The following is a 22,788-nucleotide window of genomic DNA, read 5'->3' on the forward strand; positions in this document are numbered from 1 at the left end:
ATCATGAACATATATAAACAAACAAAAGCAGGCAACAGCAAACTCCTTCTCGTCTTTTCAGGCTGGGCGGCTTCTCCTGAAGTATTCCGGCATCTGGAACCGGAGTCGGATACGGATATCTGGATTTGCTATGACTATCGGGGGATGGAATTTGAAGGAGAAGCCCTTTCCAGATACCCCGAAATTCGACTGATAGCCTGGTCATTAGGAGTATGGGTTGCATCGGTCGTATTTGGTAAGAGGCAAATACCCTTCACCGAGGCTATCGCCGTGGGTGGAACTCTCTACCCTGTCCATGACCAGTGGGGCATCCCGGAAACGATCTTCCGAGGAACATTGGATAACCTGACTGAGGAAGGCATGCACCGCTTCAACCGGAGGATGTGCGGCAAACGGGATCTCCTCGAAGCCTACGAACAGATACCACCTCGTCCACTCACCGACATCCGGGAAGAATTGGACTATCTGTACACAGAAATAAAGAAAACACCATCAGCTTCCCCCTTATTCAGTGGATGGACGCATACCCTCATCCCCTCCGGCGACCGGATCTTTCCTGCCGCGAACCTGCGTGCCTTCTGGCAAGATCGTTGTCCTATAACTGAGATAGAGGCTCCTCACTATCCTTTTTATTTATGGAAACAATGGAACGAAATATGGAAACAATAGAAGCTAAACGCATACATATCCGCTTTACACGCGCCTTGTCCAGCTACGACAATCATGCCGATGCCCAACACCGTATCAGCCGGAAACTCGCTTCTCTCCTCCCTCATCAAGCGGATACCCGTTACAGGAGAGTGCTGGAAATCGGTTGCGGGACGGGAGGATTCACCGGAGCACTGAAACAACAATGCCACATTGACGAATGGATACTGAATGATCTTTGCGAAGACTGCCAGAAAAAGATAGAGCAACTTTTCCCCGGCAATCCTCCCCTCTTCATAGCCGGGGATGCCGAAACACTATCCTTTCCCGGCAAGTACGACCTGATTGCATCCGCCTCTGCTTTCCAGTGGATGAAAGAACCGGAAACGTTTCTCCATAAACTGTCGGGACTGCTGGTGCCGCAAGGGATGCTCCTGTTCAGCACTTTTGTCCCCGGCAATCTGTACGAGATCAAAGAGCTGACAGGAAAAGGACTCGTGTACCCAACTTCCGATACACTTGTAGGATGGTTATCCACAGCCGGCTTCAATTTGCTTCATTACGAAGAGGAGACGATCGTCCTCACCTTTAAAACCCCGCTGGACGTACTGCGACACCTGAAAGCAACAGGCGTCACAGCAACCGGGAATGGCCGTTGGACAAGGGGCCGGCAAGAATCATTCTGCCGGCACTATTCGGAACAGTTCACGACAACCACAGGCCAAGTGACACTCACATATCGCCCGCTTTATATATTAGCAATAAAAAAATAGTAGTAGTATGAAAGGAACAGTCTTATTTATTACAGGAATAGATACCAATATCGGTAAAACTTTTGCCACCGGCATGATCGCATGCGCATTGGCCGGAAAAGGGAAAAAAGTCATCACCCAGAAAATGATTCAAACAGGTTGCGCAGAAGTTTCGGAAGACATCGAAATGCACCGGAAAATACAGGGAATCCCTTTCACCGAAGAGGATAAAACCGGATTAACCTGCCCCTACATCTTTACCTATCCCTGTTCTCCCCATATGGCTGCGGAGAAAGACGGGAAAACAATCGACCTCTCAGTTGTCACCGAAGCAACCCGCCGCCTACAGGAGAAATATGAATACGTCTTGCTGGAAGGGGCGGGCGGATTAATGGTACCGAACGATTTTCATTCGCTCGCTATTGATTATGTAAAAGAGCAAGGCTATCCGGTTATCTTAGTGACATCCGGAAAGTTAGGCAGTATCAACCATACATTATTAAGCCTCTATGCCTGCAAGCAATACAAGATTCCGGTTCAGGCAGTCGTCTACAACCTCTATCCCCCTACAGACGAATTGATAACCGTCAACACACAGGAATACCTCACCCAATATCTGAAAAAAGAATTTCCCGGAACCGCCCTTATCACGCTTCCGGAAGAAGTGGCAGGAGAGGTTGACATAGATATCAGCAGCCTACTCTAAAATTCCTCTACCCCTCCTTTTCAAAACACCGGTGTTTCGCATCCAAAACATCGGTGTTTTGAAATCAAAGCATCGGTGTTTTGAATGGTGTATCAGTTTACGACGAAGTAGTATGAATCAGGTCTGGCACCTCGAACGTCCATCATGCACCGTCACAGCAATGACAAAGCGTCAGATGCCTTTATAAGAACGGGGCTGTGTCAAATATCGGTATTCATGGGACACAGACGACTCAGACGAGCGCAGATTAACTCAGATATTATTTATTATCAATAAAATAAATCTGCGTCAGTCTGCGTGTTCCGCGTCATCTGCGTCCGGTAATATCAATTTGACACAGCCCCGTTTATTCATATATCACTTATTACTTGAAGAAGAACCTGAAAATATCGTTTCCGTTTGCATAAATCAGTAAAGCAAACAGCAGGAACATCCCGGTAACCTGCGCATATTCGAGGAATTTATCACTCGGCTTGCGACGTGCAATCACCTCATAGAGCAAGAACATCACATGTCCGCCGTCCAAGGCCGGGATCGGCAGAATATTCATAAAGGCAAGGATAATAGAAAGGAAAGCCGTTTTCATCCAGAACGAATGCCAATCCCACTGCGCTGGGAACAGGCTGCCGATCGTACCGAAACCACCCAGGCTGGAAGCCCCCTCTTTCGTAAAGACATATTTCATATCGCTGACATAACCTTTCAGCGTATTCACACCCAGCATGACACCAGCAGGGAAAGACTCAAAGAAACCATATTTACGAGTCACCGTCTGGTAGATTTCAAGAGGGGAAACAGAATAAACACCCATTTTCCCGGCCGTATCCGTATGCAGCGTCAATGTTTGCGGAACACCAGCACGGTAAAAACCGACCGAGACATCCTTATCCTTATTTTGTGCAAGCACTTCACCCACTTCATAGAAGGAAGGGGTTAAAAGGCCGTTAATAGACACGATACTGTCTCCCGGCTGCAAACCGGCAACTGCGGCAGGCGATTCGCCACTTTCCGTTTCACCCAATTCGCGCACGACCATCGGGAAACGATAAGAAGCAAACCCTTTCTTATCCCGCATAACACGCTGTGCCATATCTTCAGGGATGGGAATTACCGTTTCAACACCGCCACGCAAAACCGTTACGGTCTGTGCATTGAGTACATGGCGGAAACAGTCTTCTCCGAAACGCTCCAACTCCGTATCGTCTGCTTTCAGCAAGATATCCCCATCCTGAAATCCAACGTTATGGAAAGTCTCACTATAATCCATACCTGCCTTCACATTTTTCAACGGCAGGAAAGTATCGCCCCAAGTGAACAACACCATCGAATAAATAAACAGCGCCAGCAGGAAGTTGAACAACACGCCCGCAACCATGATCATCAACCGTTGTCCGGCTGACTTAGAACGGAACTCGTATGGCTTCGGCGGCTGCGCCATCGCCTCCTTGTCCATACTCTCATCGATCATACCGGAAATCTTGCAATAACCACCCAAAGGAAGCCAGCCGACACCGTATTCCGTATCACTGTTTTTAGGTTTGAATTTAAAAATCGAAAACCACGGGTCAAAGAAAAGATAGAATTTCTCCACCCGGACCTTAAAGATACGAGCAAAAATAAAATGCCCGAACTCGTGGACCAACACCAATATCGATAAGCTCAGAATGAGCTGTAGAGCCTTAACTAAAAATGTCTCCATACTTTGTCAATTTAAATAAGTTTCTCCGCAATTTTTCTCGCCTCCGCATCCGTCGCCACATAATCTTCGTAGGTGGGAACAGGGATGAAGGTGGCTTTCGCCATTGTTTTTTCAATCACGTCGCTCATCTGCAGGAAGCCGATTTCGTCACGCAAGAAAGCTGCCACTACCACTTCGTTGGCCGCATTCAGGATACAAGGCATATTTCCGCCTTTCCGAACCGCATCGAAGGCGAATGCCAAGTTACGAAAACGTTCCATATCCGGCTCCTCGAACGTAAGCGTTGCATATTGGGTGAAATCCAAACGAGGTGCTTTGCTATGCAACCGCTTAGGATAAGAGAAAGCATAGCTTATGGGAAGTTTCATATCGGGAATCCCCAACTGGGCGATCACCGCACCATCTTCGAACTGAACCATCGAATGGATCACCGACTGCGGATGCACCACAACCTGTATCTGTTCCGGTGCAAGCCCGAACAACCACTTCGCCTCGATCATCTCGAACCCCTTGTTCATCATCGACGCCGAATCGATCGTGATCTTTGCCCCCATGCTCCAGTTAGGGTGCTTCAACGCCTGTGCTTTAGTCACGACTGCCAGTTCCTCCATTGTCTTGGTACGGAAGGGGCCACCGGAAGCCGTCAGCAAAATCTTTTCCACCGGGTTCTCCCACTCTCCCGCTAAACACTGGAAAATGGCTGAATGTTCAGAATCGACAGGCAAGATAGGAACTTTGTGTTCGACAGCCAGGGCAGTGATCAGTTCGCCGGCCACCACCAGCGTCTCTTTGTTTGCCAAGGCAATCGCCTTACCGGCTTTGATCGCTGCAATCGTCGGTTTCAGCCCCGCATATCCTACCATTGCCGTCAGCACCATATCGATCGGCTCCGACTGCACGACCTGAGCGATGGCATCCGAGCCTGCCCATACCTTGATGGGAAGATCTTCCAACGCCTCCTTCAGTTCGGGATATTTCTGCTCGTTGGCGATTACCACCACTTCGGGCATATATTTACGTGCCTGGTTGATCAGCAGATCCACCTGATTATTGGCAGTAAGAGCATATACTTCAAAAAGGTCGGGATGTTCGCTGACTACTTCCAGAGCCTGCGTTCCGATAGAACCTGTAGAGCCTAATATGGCCAAGTTTCTTTTCATGCGTATTAAAATGCTATATATTCTTCAGGATTGACCGGACCACCTTTATACCACAACTCGAAATGGAGATGCGGACCGGTCGACAATTTACCCGTATTGCCAACCAAAGCAATGGCCTCACCCGCAACAACGCGGTCGCCCACCTCTTTCAGCAATAACTCGTTATGTTTATAGATAGATAAAAAACCGTTCTTATGCTGCACCTGTATCACATTCCCGGAATTCGGATCGAAGCCGGCAAAAACCACCGTGCCATCCAACGTCGCCAGCACGCTTTCCTTCGGAGCAGCAACCAAGTCGACACCGTAATGCCGGATATTGGCATCATAATGAGAAGAAACCACACCATTTACCGGCTTGTAGAAAAAGACACCGTCGGTAGGAACCGGATTTGGGTCCAGGACAGCCAAGTTATATTTCTCCGCCTCTTCAAAATCTTTTACAAATTTCTTTTCCTCCTTTGTTTGCGGAATCTCATAGTCAGGGTTCACCCGCGCCAGCGAATCGATCTCTCGAATCGAATCGACCGGCATCGTCCCCGACAAGATACCCGCCACATTATTCAGATAAAGAGATTGTATCTGTATCATCCTTTCCAGCGAATCGGCACGTAAGGCATTCTGCATGATTTCCTTACGGACTTCCACATCCAGATAACCCGGCAGGTAGTTACGTATCGGCGTCTTAATAATGATAAAGGCAGTAAAGGCGATCAGCAGGAAAGCAAACACAGCCAGCATCGCAAACGCGGAGAGCTGCGACAACCGGAAAGACCATACTTCTTCCAGCGTTCCTTCATTGAAGAAAGACAGTTTATATTTAAACCTAATCCGGTGCCAGAATGATTTCTTATTTGTTCGTCTTTGCTTTTGTGCCATGTGTATTCGTCAATTTCATAAATCCAGCAGACCTTCCGGGATGGAAACGGTCAGCGTCTTATTTTCATGATCGGCAGACAAGATCAGTTCCTCTGCGGCAGGTAACAACAGCTCTTCGCCATTATGGTCGATCTGCAAAAGGACATTGATAGTCGACTCGTCGACATCGGTAATCTCGCCTATTTCGCCATGATGCTCGTCTATGACCCGATAGCCGATAAAACTGTCCCATGTCATATCTCCCACCAGATCGTCCTCGTCCACTTCATCAAGCGAATAAAAGACTTCGCGATTGGAAAATTCACGGGCCGCTTTCTCATCGTTCACATTCTTCAACTTCAGTAGGATGACGGTATCCGTCTTATAGCGATACTCCTCAATGAAAAAAGGAACCAAGATCCCGTCCATCTCACATATAATATACGGATCGTCCGAATCCTCAAAAACGTCACTGTTCGTAACCAATGCGATCTCCCCTTTTATGCCGTGAGGTTTGGCAAACTGCCCTATCTTGAAAACATCTTCTTTTTTAATCATGACAAGAATGTTTAAAGTCGGGTAATCCGTGCCCCGATGCTGTTCAACCGTTTGTCAATATTCTGATATCCGCGGTCTATCTGGTCGATATTGTGGATATGGCTGGTTCCTTCGGCACTCATCGCCGCGATCAGCAAGGCAATACCGGCGCGGATATCCGGAGAAACCATATTGGAGCCACGCAGTTTGAAACGATTGCCCAACCCGATCACAGTCGCCCTATGCGGATCGCAAAGAATGATCTGTGCCCCCATATCGATCAGTTTGTCGACAAAAAAGAGACGGCTTTCGAACATCTTCTGATGGATCAGCACACTGCCGACAGCCTGCGTCGCCACAACTAAGAAGACACTCAGCAAGTCCGGCGTCAGTCCCGGCCAGGGAGCATCGGCAATCGTCATGATAGAGCCGTCGATAAACGTCTCGATCTGATAGGATTCGTGTGTCGGGACATGGATATCGTCACCGATCTGTTCGACTGTAATTCCCAGGCGACGGAATGAATCGGGAATAATCCCTAACATATCATAGCCTGTATTTTTGATCGTAATGTCGGAACCGGTCATAGCGGCCATTCCGATAAAACTGCCGACCTCGATCATATCCGGCAGGATCGTATGTGTAGTGCCACCCAACGCCTCAACCCCTTCTATTGTCAGCAAATTGGAACCGACACCCGAAATACGGGCTCCCATACGGTTCAGCATGGAAGAAAGTTGTTGCAGATAAGGTTCACAGGCAGCATTATAAATCGTTGTTTTTCCTTCCGCAAGCACAGCCGCCATCAGGATATTGGCCGTACCGGTCACCGAAGCTTCATCGAGCAGCATATAGGCTCCTTTCAACTTCTTCGCCTCTATTTCGTAGAGCTGACGGTCGGGATCATAACTGAAGCAAGCCCCCAGCTTCTGAATACCGACAAAGTGAGTGTCCAGACGACGGCGTCCGATCTTATCGCCTCCCGGTTTCGGGATCAGTGCCTTGCCAAAACGGGCGACCAGAGGGCCGACAATCATCACCGAACCGCGCAGGGAACCGCTTTTACGCAAGAACACCTCCGTCACAAGATAGTTCAAGTCGACAGCATCGGCCTGGAATGTATAGGTATTGGCCGCCGGATGTTCCACCTTCACCTGCATATCGCGCAAGAGTTGTATCAGGTTATTCACATCCAGTATATCCGGTACATTATGGATTGTCACTTTTTCCGGCGTAAGCAATGTTGCACAAATGACCTGCAAGGCTTCATTCTTTGCGCCCTGCGGTACAATCTCACCGGCCAACCGGTAACCGCCTTCTATGACAAATGAACTCATCGGCCTTTACGTGAATAATTTTTCTTGTTGTTCGTATTGTTGCGAGCGAGTATATCACGGCTTTCCGCCAGTTTATGCACCTCTTCATCCAAAATGATCCGGCCTTCCGACAATTCATCGAGGTCCTTGAAAATCTTCCGGTCATCTACGGACTCTTTGTTCCAGGTCAGGAACGATTTCTTCATCTGGGTAGCCAGCAATTTGATCAGCAGATCCTTTTCCGCTCCCGGTTCGAACCCGGTTGCTTTCTGGATCATTTTCTCAAGCGTCTTGCCGTAATGCCGGTAACGTATACGCGAATTGTTATAAGGTATACGTGGAGGACGTGAGTAAAGGTCTTCTTTCTTTACGATCTCGTACGGATAATCGATATCCAGTTTGAAGTCGGCCATAATAGCCAGGTGATCCCAAAGAATATGCTTGAAGTCGTTTACATCACGTAGATGGGGAAACATATTTCCCATGATGTTGATTATCGTGTTTGCGCAGCGTTTACGTTCTTCCCGGTCCTGAATGGTAATGCAATAGTCCACCATATTCTGTATATTGCGTCCATATTCGGGCATAACCAATTTCTTTTCTTCTGTATTATATTTCATTACAAATTCTGTTTATCCGGCAAAGTTACAGATTATAATTGATTTAAACAATATGGCTCTGCCGGCAATCTAAAAGATAACAGACAGGGGACAAATCTTGTTTACCCCTGCATTTATTCAGTAATCAGTGCCAGCGATTACTGAATTTATAATTCAATAAAATTGAAATGCAAAAAAGTTTCAGAGAAAAAACAGGTTGAAACTTTTGTTTCAGCATTTACTTTTGGGTGAAAATAAATTTTCCTGCAAGTGAAAATTTATTTTCACCCGCAAAAAAAATATTTTCACTGTAGCTTAATAATTTTAGTTGACTACTTTTTGTCTGATAGTAAATTGTACTTTGTTTCATTATCGCTATATTTGAAGAAAATATATTTTTATCGCCTGCCTTATACAGTTTTTAGTGCCTCTCCATAAATTTTTATCCAAATTAAATTCCGATCTTTACGACCGGACAAAAAACAAAGCCATGATCGACACATTAACATCACTACGGTTTATATTCGCCATAATGGTTTTCAGTGCACACTGCTACGTAATAGACAGCTTTTTCAACACCCATTTTTTCAAAGAAGGATTTGTCGGTGTCAGCTTCTTTTTTGTACTGAGCGGTTTCATCATCGCCTACAATTATCAAAAAAAGTTAAGCGAAAGTAAGATCAGCAAACGAACTTTTTGGGTGGCACGCATAGCACGCGTCTATCCGTTGCATTGGTTGACACTATTGGTTGCCGCTGTATTAGGGAATTATGTGGTAGCTTCAGGAACAACAGATTGGCTCAAGCACTTTTTTGCTTCGCTTACTCTAACAAACGGTTACATACCTCAAGCTGATTATTTCTTCTCCTTCAACAGCCCTTCCTGGAGTCTATGTTGCGAGCAGCTTTTTTACTTCTGTTTCCCTTTTTTTATACCGCTAACCAAGAATTACAAACGTCTGCTCTGCATTTTTATAGTTGCAGCCATCCTGGTCGTGACCGGTATGTATTTTACTCCGGAAAACGACATCAAAGGATATTGGTACGTGAATCCGATTACCCGGCTTCCGGACTTCATCGCCGGTATGCTTTTATTCCAGCTATATGACCGGCTAAAAGACAAGAACATTTCTTTGCCTCAAGGGACCATCATCGAAATAGCCTCCATAGTCTTATTCCTCGCCTTTTATTTCTATGCGATTGAAATACCTAAAGTATATCGGTACTCCTGTTACTATTGGCTGCCGGTAGCCGTGATCCTGATCAGTTTCTCATTGCAAAAAGGCTACGTTTCGCATCTCCTGTCCAACCGCTTTTTAATAATAGGCGGAGAGATTAGTTACAGTTTTTATCTGATTCATCTTTTTGTTCTGCTTACCTATTCGGAATGGCAGAAAGGAAGTAGTTTCCATATAGCGTGGTATATTGCTGTTCCGGTTCTATTCGGCATCATCGTCCTGCTTAGCTTGCTTTCCTACTACTATTTTGAAAAGCCTATGAATAAGCGGATAAAAATATGGTTGAACAAATAATTAATAAAATAAGGGGGAGGCAAAGATATTCTCTGCTCCCCCTTAATTGATTTTTAGTCCGTTATTATTTTGATTCTGGTGTCTTACTGAAAATAGCGTGGATACGTTTCATGTCGAACTTAGGTGTACGGTCATAATAGTAAATACCGTTTTGCTCCTGTTCCACATCCGTCAACTGCGTATAACAATATCCCCAAATATCGTTCGAAAGAGATAAAACCGCATCCACCTGGCCTTCCAAACGAGCATAGAACTCTTCCAACGAACGGGGAGCTTCGCCATATCCCCATGAGGTATTCTGGGCGCTTTCCGTCTGCTGTGCCGGATTCCATTTGATACCGCCGAACTCGTCGATCAAATAAGGCATATCCTTCTTGTATTCCGGGAAAGCATACTGGTCTGTATATTTAAGACCATTATAACCGATATTCATCGGATTCAGATGAATTTCCCATTTTGGGGCTTCCATCAACTTACCGCCGTTATACAGCTTTTCTTTCAACTTGGCGGGATCCTGTTCATAATTATGAACGGTCCAGATATCGGTTGCAATATGCGTTCCACCGCTTGCCCCGTGGAAAGGACGGGTCGGGTCGATCATTTTCGTCAGATTATAGAGGTCGTGCATCAGGCGCGGATACTGTACACGGTCCGGCCAGAACTCCTCGTTGGTCGGCGTCCAGATCAGGAGTGACGGATGGTTACGGTCGCGCTGCACAATTTCACTCCATTCGGTAATGAAATTACGAGCCGTTTCCGTATCGTTACAATCCATCCCCCAGCTGGAAGCTTCCCCCCAAGTCAGATAACCCATCTTATCCGCCCAATAATAGAAACGTTCTTCGAAAACCTTCTGATGCAAGCGGGCACCATTGAAACCTGCCTCCATAGACAATTCGATATCCCGTTTCAATGCCTCGTCACTCGGAGCCGTCCAGATACCGTCAGGATAAAAACCTTGGTCGAGCACCAGACGCTGGTAGTAAGGCTTATTGTTCAGATAAATCTTATTGCCTTCGATATGCACCTTACGCATACCGGTATAACCATTGACCTCATCAATTATATTTCCATTCTTATCCAAAACCTTGTACTCCAGATCGTAAAGGAAAGGACTTTCCGGACTCCAGGTCTTCATCTTCTTAACCGGAAGAACAACGGAAGACAGAGAACTTGCCGAAACCGTCCGACTGGCAACAACCTTACCATTGTCTTTCAGTGTCACCTGCAATTTTCCTCCTGCTTCTTTATAGAAACGAGGACGGACAACCAATTGCTGCTGGTCGATATCGGGCAACACCTGAACTGATTGCAATCCTTCCGGATGGACAGCTTCCATCCAGACCGTCTGCCATATACCGGTCGTTCGAGTATAGTTACAACCATAAGAAGCGTATTGCAGATTTTGTTTGCCGGCTGCTTGCTTGGCTCCGCGCACGTTACTTTCAACATAAACGACCAAACTATGTGTCTGGCCCGGCTTTACTAAAGAAGTAATATCCACAGCAAACGAAGAGGTTCCACCGAAATGGCGGTTGGCCAAAACGCCGTCGATATAGACTTCCGATTTATAGTAGACCGCACCGAAATTAAGCAGAATGTTCTTTCCGCTCCATTCCTGCGGGATCGTGATCGGACGCTGATACCAGAAATGATTGATGAAGTCTGTATATCCTATGCCGGACAACTTACTTTCCGGGCAGAAAGGCACAGTGATTTTCTTGTCAAAGCCGTTCGATTTATAGAACTCGCGTTCCATCCCTGAACCGCCGAAATCAAACGAGCAGGTCCATTCTCCATTCAGGTTGACCCAACCCGTCCGCTCGAACTGCGGACGGGGATATTCGGGACGCGGCATGGACCAGATAGAGGCCACGCACAGAAAAAGAGATAAAAAAGCTATGCTAATCCGTTTCATGCTTTTACTTTAATTCGTTAATAACCGACTGATTGGCGTTCTTTACGGCAGCTTCGTTGATCTTGATCACTTTGCGGTCGTATGTCATCAAACCGTTTACTTCACCTTCCACATCAGTAGTCTGCGTATAGACAGCAGCAGAGAAGCCACGTTTCACATAATCTTTCAGGATATTGGCATATTTGACATATTCAGCCGTCACTTCGTCGCTGTTCTTAAACTGCACATACCCCCAGTTACGTTTGTTCCACCACAAGTGATTTTCCACCGGAAGACCGATTCCGCCGTATTCACCCAACACATTCACACGTTTCGGATCGAACAGGAACATATCGGGAGCCGGATAATTATGCAAATCCAGGATATCACCGCAAGGACGATGGTTACCGCCGCTTGCCGGGTTCACCAAGCGGGAAGGATCATAAGTTTTTGTCCATTCAGCCGCTTTTTCCGTTTCAAACTGTCCCCATGCTTCGTTGAAAGGCACCCAAACGACTACAGAAGGATTGGATACGCAAAGATCCATGATCTCTTTCCATTCGCGGTAATAGTTGGCCTTTGATTCAGGCGTACGTTCATTGTCTTTTCCACCGTTATACACGTGGTGATCCCAAATGTAAGAGCCATGATCTCCACTCGGCATATCCTGCCATACCAGAATACCTTCCTTATCGCAATGATAATACCAGCGTGCCGGTTCCACTTTCACGTGCTTACGGATCATATTGAAGCCCCAGTCTTTCGTTTTCTTGATGTCGAACAGCAATGCTTCGTCTGTCGGAGCCGTATAAAGTCCGTCAGGCCACCATCCCTGGTCCAGCGGGCCGAACTGGAATAAGTCCTGATTGTTCAACTGCATACGCATAATACCGGCAGCATCACGTTTGGAAGAAATCTTACGGAAAGCCGTATATGATTTTACTTCATCCAACACTTTCCCGTCTTTCGACAAAGAAACCGTCATATCATACAGATAGGGATTGGACGGGCTCCAGAGTGTCGGGTTCTGCACAGACAAGCGCAATTCTTCACCCTGAACACCTTTTGCGGAAGCCACAACCTGACCTTTGTCCAACAACTTCACGGTTACAATACCGGAATTGCAGTCGCAGGAAGTTCCGACCGTCACACTCAATGTATTATTGTCGATATTGGGAATAGACTTTACAGAAGTCACATGGGCAGCAGCTACCGGTTCCAGCCATACCGTCTGCCAGATACCGGTTACAGGCGTGTACCAGATGCCTTCCGGACGGGAAGTCTGCTTACCACGCGGTTGATATCCCTTATCGCTCGGGTCCCATACGCGAACAACCAGTTTCTGATTACTCTTTCCTGTCAGATACGGAGTGATATTGAAGGAGAACGGTGTGAAACCACCTTTATGAGAACCGATCAGGATATCGTTTACAAACACATCCGCTTTCCAATCCACCGCACCGAAATTCAATACGATATCCTTGTTTTTCCAGGCTGAAGGAACGGAAAAAGTACGTTTATACCATAATTCGTTGTTTTCGCCAACTTCTTTCTGTACGCCAGAAAGAGAGGATTCGACAGCAAAAGGAACCAAAATCTTGCCATCGAATGTTGCCGGCTCTACATCGCCAGCCGGTTTGATGGCATATTCCCATTCACCATTCAGATTTTGCCAATCGCCACGTTCCAATTGAGGACGGGGATATTCAGGAAGGACATTCGCCGGATTCACTTGTTCCGCCCACGGTGTCTTGATCTTATCTCCTACCGGTTTCCATTGAGCCTGTGCGCCCAAGGTCAGTGCCAATGCACAACATGCTAATAAGGTCTTTTTCATGATTTATGATTTATGATTTGTAATTGATTTTCACTTTCAATCTTCAACTTTCAATTAATAAACTCCGGTGCTTCCGCTTCCAGAGAAGGACTCGCCCCTTCGACTTCCGGCCAACCATCTTTCCAACGAATCCGGTCCAACATCAGGACACGTCCGGTAGGATGCTCCCGACTCACAGCATGATAGAGAACCCAATCGTTTCCACGATCGTCCGTGACGATTTCCGAGTTATGCCCCGTACCAGCAAACGCCTCATTTCCATGAATCAGGATCTCGTGATGATTTTCCATCATCGGTCGTCCCTGTTTGTCGGTGTACGGGCCGAACAGGCTGTCAGAACGGCCTACAACTGTAGTATAGGTACTTTTCAATCCCTCACAACAACTCCCTATCGAGGCAAACAGATAATAATAATCGCCCCTTTTATGGATGTAAGTACCTTCGTAGGCGGTTCCGGCAACCTGTCTTTTTTTGGCTCCGTCCCAAACAGATAGGCCGTCTCCCGACAGCTCTATCCCATAGATACCGCGGAAACTACCCCAAAACAGGTATTTTTTCCCGTTATCTTCCATGAAAAATTGGTCTATAGAATTTTGAACTTGAATTGTCTTGCTTCGGAACAACGGTCCCTTGTCTATGAATGGTCCTTCCGGTTTATCGGAAACGGCGGCGCCGATCCCACAGGTCCATTCGCCTCCCCAGACAGACATAGAATAATACAGCACGTACCGTCCGTCAATATAATTGATATCCGGAGCCCATAAACCACCTTTCGGCTCGAAAGTCGGACGTGTTTCTTCCGTGAAAGCCGTCCCGATCTCCTCCCAGTCCACCAAGTTGCGTGAACGGTGGATCGGCGTGTTGCGGATATCTTCGGTTGCATACAGGTAGAAATAGCCATCATCCGCTTTGATGACGGTCGGATCAGGCAAGCTGTAATCGATCACTGGATTCCGGTAAGTGCTTTTAGCCTGCGTAACCGGTTCTTCCATCGGTTCAGGGCGGGAAGAGGGTTTATACATCTGCTTTTCCAGCATCTTCATAAAAAAGCCGCCTACCACCGAACGGGCACGCATGTTGATGGACCGGCCATCGGTAGCCTCGTACCAATCGGTCAAGGGCACCCGAGGTTCAGTTTCATTCACATATTTATAAGCGGGCGATAACAAGCGGGAGAAATCCTCCTGTGTATCAGCCAGACAAGCCGTCCATAAGATCCAATCTATCTTAGTGTAAGTCTTGCGGCTATCAAGAGGAAGACCGAACGGTTGTTGCCGGCTCAAATAGAAAGCGACCTCCTTCCGGGCGATCCTTTCCGGGAAAATATGCAACCCCAAAACCTTATCCCAAACCAGGTTGTACTTTTGGCTCCAAGTGTTTTCCCGATCGAATGTCAACCGGAAATGATCTCCATCGTCAGCCATCCGTTCCCATTTCTCCGCCATCTCGCGAGCGGCGGAAACATACCGGACCGCCTGTTCCTTATCTCCCAACATCTCTGCTAACTTTCCGTATCCGGCAATACCCATGATTGCTTTTATCGAAAGGTTGGCATTATGAGCCAAATGTCCGGCAAAATCATCCGTACACAACTGGTTTTCAGGATCAAGTCCTTCTTTCAACAAATAATTGGCCCAAACACCCAATGTCTTCCAATGTTCACGGGCATAATCCGCGTTACCTTCACGCAAAGCGATGGCAGTGGTCAGAATCAACATATTCCCACATTCTTCGACCGGCATATCGAACGGATACGTTTGCCCGTTGGCATGCGGGTAAGTTCCGACGTCATGGGCAGCAAAAGGCTTGTTCCATTGTCCGCTTTCGCTATAATGGAAAATTGGATTCAACATTCCTTTGAGTAGCTCCGGGTTATAAAGTAAGAACAAGGGGGCAGACGGATACGTCACATCGACCGTACCGATCGAACCATTACTGAAATTTTCTTTGGAAAGGAACAACAGGTTCCCATCTTTGTCTTCTATAAGTTTGTGGGCTGCTACCGCCTGGCGGTAAGCGACGGCACAAAGGTCCGCATATTCCTTCCCTCCGGCTTCTTCCGCATCTTCCATCAGGCGAGTGTCGAAATGACGGCAGCGATCCATAACCGAACGATATTCTTCAGCCGATCCTTCGAAAGCCTGCCGGATGTTTTTCTTTCCGTTATGCTTCCAATACCCCATACGGTTATCTTTAAAATATTGGATCGAATACAAATCATCATACCCGACCATCAGGAAACCGGATTGGGGAGAATTAGACACCGTCCCCATATCACGGCTGTAAACAAGTTGTTGCCGGTCACTCACTTTCATCTCCGTCTGTTTTTCCGTTCGGGCAGCCAGGTAGAAGTATCCCCAATCGATACGGACATCATCTCCTTTACGTGCCAGCACGGACTGCTCGACGGTTCCTGCTTTTACATATGAAATACCATTTTCCTCTTCAAAGGCCACTGTCACAGCCTGATCGTCTGAATGAACGGCTAAAGAAGGAGAAGCCTCGACCGTCAGACGAGTTTCATGCGTTTTTCCATCCGTAGCACGAACCTGCCAGGAGATATAATTAACAGGCGTGGACATACGATCCAAGTCATTCAACAAAAGAGGAGACGTAAAAATGAGATCCAGACAGACCGGACCACATTCGAATGTATAATAGGTTTGTGTCGGAAGAACATTCACCGACTGTTGAACCGCAGCCTTTTCAAAACGCACCGGAGTTCCCTCCTCCGGTGCTTCTTTTCCCATAAAACGATAAGAAACCCCATCCACTTCGATGACACCTAACAGTCCCTGCTCCTTTCCGGTCCAATGACGGGTCGCATCCTCGTTCAGCTGATCTGTAAACGACCAGATGCTGGTGTAAGGATCAATCGTTATCAGTGGATAAGAAGGAGCACGCAGGGCATTCTTCTTATCCGGCTGAAACAAATTCCCTGAACCGCAGGATACGTTCAGTATCCAAAGGCAGCAAACCAATAGTATCAGAGAGGTTCTCTTCATTCTTTCATATATATAATAAAACACAACATTCATAAGAACTTAAATTTCCTTTGTCTGAAATTTGAATGCAAAGATATTTCCAGACCTTTAAAACCTCTTTCAAGGATCAATCAGAAGCTTTCAAATATCAATCAAAATCGTACAAAGACCTCTTAAATAGCGTTTTTTTACTTACTTTTGCAGCACACAACAGAAGAATAACAACTTTGTATGAGACTACTCTTAACTACCATAATAAACTTACTTTTGCTACTCCTTCCCTACTCCGGCAAGGCACACGATTTGTATTTCCGCCACTATACCAACAAACAGGGATTGTCGCACAACACGGTTTATTGTGCCCTACAGGATAAAAAAGGATTCATGTGGTTCGGGACAGACGACGGATTGAACCGTTTCGACGGACATCAGTTCCGGATTTACCGTTACAATTCGTACGATCCGGAAAGCCTGCCGAACGATAGGATCATCAGTCTTTTCGAAGATTCGACCGGTAGGATATGGGTCTGCACTTACTCCCACACCTGTTACTACGACTATCAAACAGATGCATTTCACCCATTGACCTTTTCCGACAGCAATAATACCCCGGAATATTTCCAGCAAATCAGAGAAGATAAAAAGGGGAATTTGTGGCTGATGAGCTACAACCGGATTGCCCGTTATGCCCTTTCAGGCGAAAGCAGTCCGCATTTCTATCCTGAAGGGGAACAGATAAGCTTGATAGACATCACGATGGACGAAGAGAACGAGCCGATCCTCGCCGGACGTAGCGACCTGTTTTTCTACAAACCGGAGGCAGACAAATTCGTCCGCATCCCAGTACTGACAGAAAAGGAAAAAGGAAATCCGATCAGCCTCACCAGGCTTTGCCTCGTGCCGGACTGGGGAATACTGGTCGGAACAGACCGGGCGGGACTCAAATTTTACGATCGAAACAGTCGGAACACGGAAACGATCATCCCGGACATACAAGTTCGCGACATCAAGCAGTGCAATGAGAATACTTACTGGATCGCATCCGAATCCGGTGTCTATATCTTGAATATGACAGACCGGAGTATTACGCACCTGCAAAAATCTCTGACAAACGAATATACGATTTCCGACAATGCGGTCTATTCAATCACAAAAGACCGTGAAGGAGGAATATGGGTTACCACCTTTTTCGGTGGAATCAACTATCTGCCCAAAGAATATATCCCGTTTAAATATTTTATCGGAGGGAAAACCCATCCGGGAATGCCGGGAAATGCTGTACGTGAAATCTGTCCGGACCAGTACGGCAACCTTTGGTTAGGAACGGAAGATAACGGGATCAACCGCTATAGCCCGGCTACCGGCGAGATCACGAACTTCTCCCGTACCAACCCCGCCCATCCACTTTCGGCAACCAATATCCACGGCCTACTTGCCGACGACAGCCGGTTGTGGGTAGGAACTTTCAACACCGGAATCGATCTGTTGGACATTCCTTCCGGGAAAATCATCAAACGATATACCCGGAGTAATACCGACAACCTACTACCGTCAGACTTCATACTCTGCTTTTGCAAACTCTCTGAAGACGAAATCCTGATCGGAACCTCCGAAGGGCTTGTCCTCTTCCGTAAAAAAGAAGAATGTTTCATCCCTTGGGGAACAGAGATCAAGTCGATGGTACGTCAAATCTACAAGGACAGCAAAGGGGATATCTGGGTGGCAACCACCTCCGGAGCTTACCGCTACTCCAAAACCGAAAAGAAGTTCGCGCATTATACATCCAACCGTGAGCGGTCGCAGACTATCGGCGACAACAACGTGACTTCCATATTCGAAGACTCGAAAAACAGAATTTGGGTGGCGACCGTCTATGGTTTCTCCCTCTACAACGAGATATCCGATTCATTCAATCGCATCACGGTTGAAAACGGACTGCCCAGCAATATCGTACACCGCATCCTGGAAGATGACGAACATTTTTTCTGGATTGCAACGGCCAACGGGCTGGTTCGTTTTAACCCCGAAACATACGTGATGAAGACTTTCTCATACACGGATGGCCTACCCGAAGCGCAATTCAACTATTGTTCCGCTTACAAGATGCCGGACGGGACCATGTATATGGGAACGATCAACGGAATGATCGCCTTTAATCCGCGTGATTTTAAAGAGGATGTTTATTCTCCATCGGTATGCATCACCCGCATAGATGTTCAGGACGACCGTATCGGCGCCCCTAAATATAATGTCAACCGGATTTTGGAAAGCGGAGAATTGAAACTCCCACATAACCGTTCCACCTTTACCCTTTCGTATGTGGCATTGAGCTACACCTCGCCGGATGCGATCCAGTATGCCTATCGCTTGGACGGAAGTGACAAGGACTGGATCTATATGAAGCAGAATAAAGACGTGACCTTTGCAAACCTGTCACCCGGAGATTATGTTTTCCGGGTAAAATCGACCAACAGCAGCGGGGTTTGGCAGGATAACGAGACGACTCTCCGAATTACGGTAACACCGCCGTTCTGGGCTACCGGATGGGCATATCTTATTTATTTCCTGACCGTATGCCTCTTGATCGTACTTTGGTATTACTACAAAAAAGCCAAACTGGAAGAGAAGCACCGCATCAACCGTGAAATATTCGAAACCAAAAAGGAGAAAGAACTTTACGATGCAAAGATACAGTTCTTCACCTTTATTACACATGAAATACGGACACCGCTCACATTGATAAAAGCCCCGTTAGAAAAGATCCTTCGTTCGGGAGATGGAACGCCCGCCACACAGGAGAACTTACGGATCATCGAGAAAAACACCGGACGGCTGTTAGACCTCAGCAACCAGTTATTGGACTTCCGCAAGACGGAAAGCCGCGGGTTCAAGCTGAATTATGTCACGACCGATGTCGTTCTCTGGCTGGAAACGATTTTGCATCCGTTCCGCCCGGCTTTCGAACAAGGAAACAAGCATTTTACAGTCAAACTTCCGGAGCTGCCTTTCGAAGCCAGTTTAGACAGGGAGGCATTCTCCAAGATCGTCAGCAACTTAGTCAGCAACGCGTTGAAGTACTCGGACAGCCGGATATCGCTCGAACTGCTCCCTCCTTCGGGCGAAGAACGCATGTTCACCCTACTCGTCACCAATGACGGACATCTGATACCCGACAGTGAAACCGAAAACATATTCAATCCGTTCTATCGCCTCAAAGAAACAGAAAACCGACAGGGAAGCGGTATCGGTTTATCGCTAGCCCATTCTTTGGCTGAATTCCACCGTGGCAGACTGTTCTACCGGCAAACACCGGACGGCTTGAACCAGTTTGTCCTAAAGCTGCCGGAACAACAGGAAGACAGTTACCGGATCGCTGCCGGAAACGAGAAAGAGAAAGTGGAAATGGTCACGTTGACCGAAACCGACAAATCGGTGATCTTGATTGTCGAGGACCAGAATGATATGCGCCATTTCATCGCTCGCGAACTGGCGGAAATGTATCAAGTAGTAGAAGCTGAAAACGGGAAAGTAGCTCTCGATCTGGTTCGTAAGAACACGGTCAACCTGATCATCAGCGATGTCATGATGCCGATCATGGACGGCTTTGAACTTTGCAACGAAGTGAAAAACGACGTCAATGTCAGCCATATCCCATTTATCCTGCTGACGGCACAACACAACCTGCAGTCACGCCTGAAGGGACTGAACACAGGAGCCGATGCCTATATGGAGAAACCTTTCTCCATCGAACTACTGACGGCCCAGGTTAGTAACCTTTTGAAAAGCCGTGAGCTACTGAACAAAACTTATTTGGAGAAACCGTTCGCCCCAGTAGCCTCTCTTGCTGTTTCACAGGTGGATGATATTTTTCTTCACAAACTGAACGATTACTTGGAAGAGAACCTCAGCAATGAAGCCCTCTCCGTTGAGATGCTTGCCGATACGATGGGAATGAGTACTTCCAGTCTCTACCGCAAGGTCAAAGGCTTATCCGGTCTCTCTCCTAACGACTTCATCCGCATCGCCCGCTTAAAGAAAGCGATCCTGCTGATGCAGAACGGAGAGAACCGCATCAGCGAGATCGCTTTCCAAGTCGGCTTTTCGTCACCTGCCTACTTCTCCACCTGCTTCCAGAAGCAGTACGGGAAGACGCCGTCGGAGTATCTGAAACAGGCGGGAACGAAGTAAGGCAGTGTATTATCACTCAGCCACCGGGAAAGCAGAAATCCTCAACCTTGCCGCTCCCATAGGGACCAAGGTGATTTCATCCAGGCGGTTGGACTTGCGAGCGTTTTCGTATGGAAGGACTCCGCATAATCCGTATTCGTCAATTTTCCACTCCGGCACCAAACGTCCCTGAGCCTTAAATTCCATCGGGACGGAAGAGAGAGTGAAAGGATTGTTGTCCGACGGCCAGTTTCTGCGTTGCAACGTGATAGGTGACTGGACTCTCAAGGCATAATTCCACGGGCTTGCAGGCAGAATCTCGAATGTCGGCCATGCGGAAGCATCCGCTCCTTCCTGCCATTTGGAATCCCAAACGGCGGTTTCGGTACTGGGCATTTGCTTGTATTCTTCCTCTACTCTCAAAGACAGGGTAAGCGGACCGTAATCGACACTGACACTGTTCTTATTTACCTGCCACTGGCGAACGGCATATTCCATCGGAAGGTTCAGGACAACCTCATCGCCATCTTTCCATTCCCGTTCGATACAAGCGTATGTTCCGGGAGCGAACTTCGTCTGCTGAGGTTTCCCATTGATCAGGACAGAAGCATTTTTACACCAAGCAGGGATGCGGAGATAGAAGGGGAAAGATACATTTTCGGATGTTCCGACCGTAAAACGTGTCATTTCCTCAAACGGATAATTCGTCTGTTCATGTAAGGTGATTTCCGTTCCGTCGCCCACCTTTACATTTGCCTTACAAGAATTATATAAAACGGCGGCTACCCCGTTGTCCGGCGTCGCCAACACCAAATGTTCGACATAATAGGGCCAGCCGAAACCATGATTGTGCTGGCAGCAACGACTGCTGAACGGGTTCATGGCCAAGAACGGGCCGGAATTATCCAATCCCGGATGATGATTGCGTGAATCGCTGATCGCCATATTCGGACAAGTCAGATAACGAAGTGCCCGGTAATCAGGCATCAAAGAAGCCGGATAACTATTGAACGCGACATCTTCGAGGTGATCGGCCCAATAAGGATCGCCACTGATCAGAAGCATGATCTCGTCGGATGCCATCTGCTCCACAAAACCACAAGTCTCCGTTCCCTGGCGAGGATCGAAAAATCCGATACGAGCATTCTCGTCCGCCCCGAACATTCCACCGGGAACCTGGCCGAAAGCACGGCGTATCAAACTCTGGACATTATAGCTGGCAGCCAACATCGCCGAGTCTCTAGTAAACAGATAATAGGTGGCAGGTTCACGGAAACACTGAGCGACATTCACATTGTGCCAGTTCGGAAGCTGAGTCGATTTTGTCCAGTCTGCCGTATTCCGGTGAATCTTTTCGGCCAACGGAAGAAGCGACTCGTCACCCGTACGGTTATATAGCCAGACCACGCTCCAAAGATTATCCCCTCCACGGCTATTTTCCCAGTAACTTGACAGGAAAGCGTCATCGGAAACCGTTTGCAGATAGTGACAATAGCGGGTCATGAAGTCGATCACCCGATTATCGTTCGTATATTCATGATAGGATTGCATGATCCAGAGGACGATCATGTTCGGCCAAAAATCCTGCTTGCCGTTATTCAGATGCACCGGTCCAAAATTACCATCCGCCCGCTGACTGGCCAGAATGGCTTCTATCCAGAATTTCGTTTCTTTCAACAAAGCCTCGTCTTTCAAGGCATACGCCATATTACCATACCCACGCAGCCAGTAAGGTACTTCTTCCCAACCCCATTCGCCTCCATTTTTCAACCAGGCGTTGTTTCCTTTTTGCAGCCAAGCGCTAATCTCCCCCAAATGACCGCAAAGTCCGTCCTTCTGTAATTCGATTTGCCGACGTATCCAGCCTTCAGGCTCGATACTTCCGGCGGGCAGCTTGATAAATTGCAATGGTTGCAACGGGGCCCGGTTACTTACATAATAGTCATTACGAGAGGCTGTGGACAAACGTTCCATCGTCCGAATCTCTTGCGTCTGTTTACCTGCACACGACGCCAACAGAATTGAGAAAAGTAAAATCGTCTTTTTCATGCTTATCAGATTTATTGGACAAAGGAAAGGAATCCGACAGAAAAACATG

The 22,788-nt window shown here is 47.3% G+C and carries 15 protein-coding genes; 5 read left to right on the forward strand and 10 right to left on the reverse strand.

Annotated elements, in window-relative coordinates; all coding sequences use genetic code 11:
- Positions 1-3: 3 nt before the first annotated feature.
- The 3 genes from NQ564_RS10155 to bioD are packed head-to-tail and all read left to right on the forward strand — an operon-like array spanning position 4 to position 2,106.
- Entirely contained in the window at positions 4-669 is a 666-nt protein-coding gene (locus NQ564_RS10155; protein ID WP_008150785.1) for a DUF452 family protein, read from the forward strand.
- Entirely contained in the window at positions 657-1,421 is a 765-nt protein-coding gene (gene bioC, locus NQ564_RS10160; protein WP_129650086.1) for a malonyl-ACP O-methyltransferase BioC, read from the forward strand. The genes NQ564_RS10155 and bioC overlap by 13 nt, the downstream gene beginning before the upstream one ends.
- A 7-nt stretch (positions 1,422-1,428) precedes the next feature.
- On the forward strand, positions 1,429-2,106 hold the full coding sequence (gene bioD, locus NQ564_RS10165; RefSeq protein ID WP_008150788.1) for a dethiobiotin synthase: 678 nt from the start codon (positions 1,429-1,431) through the stop codon (positions 2,104-2,106).
- Positions 2,107-2,470: 364 nt separating this feature from the next.
- Here the strand turns inward: bioD and rseP are convergent, their stop codons facing one another.
- From rseP to NQ564_RS10195, 6 genes are read right to left on the reverse strand one after another with little or no spacing between them, the layout of a single operon-like run.
- A complete protein-coding gene (rseP, locus tag NQ564_RS10170; protein WP_008150790.1) occupies positions 2,471-3,805 on the reverse strand; it encodes an RIP metalloprotease RseP in 1,335 nt (444 codons plus the stop codon).
- A gap of 11 nt (positions 3,806-3,816) precedes the next feature.
- Positions 3,817-4,965 (reverse strand): 1-deoxy-D-xylulose-5-phosphate reductoisomerase, encoded by a 1,149-nt coding sequence (locus NQ564_RS10175; RefSeq protein ID WP_008150792.1) that lies wholly within the window; start codon positions 4,963-4,965, stop codon positions 3,817-3,819.
- Between the two features lie 5 nt (positions 4,966-4,970).
- Positions 4,971-5,843: a M23 family metallopeptidase gene (locus NQ564_RS10180; RefSeq protein ID WP_008150794.1), complete on the reverse strand. Its 873-nt coding sequence runs from the start codon at positions 5,841-5,843 to the stop codon at positions 4,971-4,973.
- Positions 5,844-5,858: 15 nt separating this feature from the next.
- Entirely contained in the window at positions 5,859-6,380 is a 522-nt protein-coding gene (rimM, locus tag NQ564_RS10185; RefSeq protein ID WP_008150796.1) for a ribosome maturation factor RimM, read from the reverse strand.
- Between the two features lie 11 nt (positions 6,381-6,391).
- Positions 6,392-7,696 carry a UDP-N-acetylglucosamine 1-carboxyvinyltransferase gene (gene murA, locus NQ564_RS10190; RefSeq protein ID WP_008150797.1) on the reverse strand — a complete coding sequence of 435 codons (1,305 nt, stop codon included), beginning with the start codon at positions 7,694-7,696 and terminating at the stop codon, positions 6,392-6,394.
- A complete protein-coding gene (locus tag NQ564_RS10195; protein WP_008150799.1) occupies positions 7,693-8,295 on the reverse strand; it encodes a DUF4290 domain-containing protein in 603 nt (200 codons plus the stop codon). Before NQ564_RS10195 ends, murA begins: the two co-directional genes overlap by 4 nt.
- Before the next feature lie 469 nt (positions 8,296-8,764).
- Between NQ564_RS10195 and NQ564_RS10200 the strand changes: the two genes are divergently transcribed.
- Positions 8,765-9,805 carry an acyltransferase family protein gene (locus NQ564_RS10200; RefSeq protein ID WP_008155150.1) on the forward strand — a complete coding sequence of 347 codons (1,041 nt, stop codon included), beginning with the start codon at positions 8,765-8,767 and terminating at the stop codon, positions 9,803-9,805.
- Positions 9,806-9,869: 64 nt separating this feature from the next.
- Here the strand turns inward: NQ564_RS10200 and NQ564_RS10205 are convergent, their stop codons facing one another.
- Genes NQ564_RS10205 through NQ564_RS10215 form a run of 3 tightly spaced genes read right to left on the reverse strand, consistent with a single transcriptional unit; the run spans position 9,870 to position 16,544 of the window.
- A complete protein-coding gene (locus NQ564_RS10205) occupies positions 9,870-11,723 on the reverse strand; it encodes a glycoside hydrolase family 2 protein (RefSeq protein WP_021862525.1) in 1,854 nt (617 codons plus the stop codon).
- A gap of 4 nt (positions 11,724-11,727) precedes the next feature.
- On the reverse strand, positions 11,728-13,539 hold the full coding sequence (locus tag NQ564_RS10210) for a glycoside hydrolase family 2 protein (RefSeq protein ID WP_008150808.1): 1,812 nt from the start codon (positions 13,537-13,539) through the stop codon (positions 11,728-11,730).
- A gap of 50 nt (positions 13,540-13,589) precedes the next feature.
- A complete protein-coding gene (locus NQ564_RS10215; RefSeq protein ID WP_039848277.1) occupies positions 13,590-16,544 on the reverse strand; it encodes a glutaminase domain-containing protein in 2,955 nt (984 codons plus the stop codon).
- Positions 16,545-16,754: 210 nt separating this feature from the next.
- Here NQ564_RS10215 and NQ564_RS10220 point away from each other — a divergent pair, with 210 nt between their 5' ends.
- Positions 16,755-20,711: a hybrid sensor histidine kinase/response regulator transcription factor gene (locus NQ564_RS10220; RefSeq protein WP_008150812.1), complete on the forward strand. Its 3,957-nt coding sequence runs from the start codon at positions 16,755-16,757 to the stop codon at positions 20,709-20,711.
- A gap of 12 nt (positions 20,712-20,723) precedes the next feature.
- On the opposite strand, the gene NQ564_RS10225 is transcribed toward NQ564_RS10220, so the two are convergent.
- Positions 20,724-22,739, reverse strand: coding sequence for a beta-L-arabinofuranosidase domain-containing protein (locus NQ564_RS10225; RefSeq protein WP_008150814.1), 2,016 nt, complete (start codon positions 22,737-22,739; stop codon positions 20,724-20,726).
- Between the last annotated feature and the right edge of the window lie 49 nt (positions 22,740-22,788).

This window comes from Parabacteroides johnsonii DSM 18315 (assembly GCF_025151045.1).
Taxonomy (GTDB): domain Bacteria; phylum Bacteroidota; class Bacteroidia; order Bacteroidales; family Tannerellaceae; genus Parabacteroides; species Parabacteroides johnsonii.

Coding starts and splice junctions, on each gene's coding strand:
- NQ564_RS10195 (WP_008150799.1), bottom strand. CDS start 8,295: ATGAAATATAATACAGAAGAAAAGAAATTGGTTATGCCCGAATATGGA.
- bioD (WP_008150788.1), top strand. CDS start 1,429: ATGAAAGGAACAGTCTTATTTATTACAGGAATAGATACCAATATCGGT.
- NQ564_RS10225 (WP_008150814.1), bottom strand. CDS start 22,739: ATGAAAAAGACGATTTTACTTTTCTCAATTCTGTTGGCGTCGTGTGCA.
- NQ564_RS10200 (WP_008155150.1), top strand. CDS start 8,765: ATGATCGACACATTAACATCACTACGGTTTATATTCGCCATAATGGTT.
- NQ564_RS10210 (WP_008150808.1), bottom strand. CDS start 13,539: ATGAAAAAGACCTTATTAGCATGTTGTGCATTGGCACTGACCTTGGGC.
- NQ564_RS10215 (WP_039848277.1), bottom strand. CDS start 16,544: ATGAAGAGAACCTCTCTGATACTATTGGTTTGCTGCCTTTGGATACTG.
- NQ564_RS10205 (WP_021862525.1), bottom strand. CDS start 11,723: ATGAAACGGATTAGCATAGCTTTTTTATCTCTTTTTCTGTGCGTGGCC.
- NQ564_RS10155 (WP_008150785.1), top strand. CDS start 4: ATGAACATATATAAACAAACAAAAGCAGGCAACAGCAAACTCCTTCTC.
- NQ564_RS10220 (WP_008150812.1), top strand. CDS start 16,755: ATGAGACTACTCTTAACTACCATAATAAACTTACTTTTGCTACTCCTT.
- NQ564_RS10180 (WP_008150794.1), bottom strand. CDS start 5,843: ATGGCACAAAAGCAAAGACGAACAAATAAGAAATCATTCTGGCACCGG.
- bioC (WP_129650086.1), top strand. CDS start 657: ATGGAAACAATAGAAGCTAAACGCATACATATCCGCTTTACACGCGCC.
- rimM (WP_008150796.1), bottom strand. CDS start 6,380: ATGATTAAAAAAGAAGATGTTTTCAAGATAGGGCAGTTTGCCAAACCT.
- murA (WP_008150797.1), bottom strand. CDS start 7,696: ATGAGTTCATTTGTCATAGAAGGCGGTTACCGGTTGGCCGGTGAGATT.
- NQ564_RS10175 (WP_008150792.1), bottom strand. CDS start 4,965: ATGAAAAGAAACTTGGCCATATTAGGCTCTACAGGTTCTATCGGAACG.
- rseP (WP_008150790.1), bottom strand. CDS start 3,805: ATGGAGACATTTTTAGTTAAGGCTCTACAGCTCATTCTGAGCTTATCG.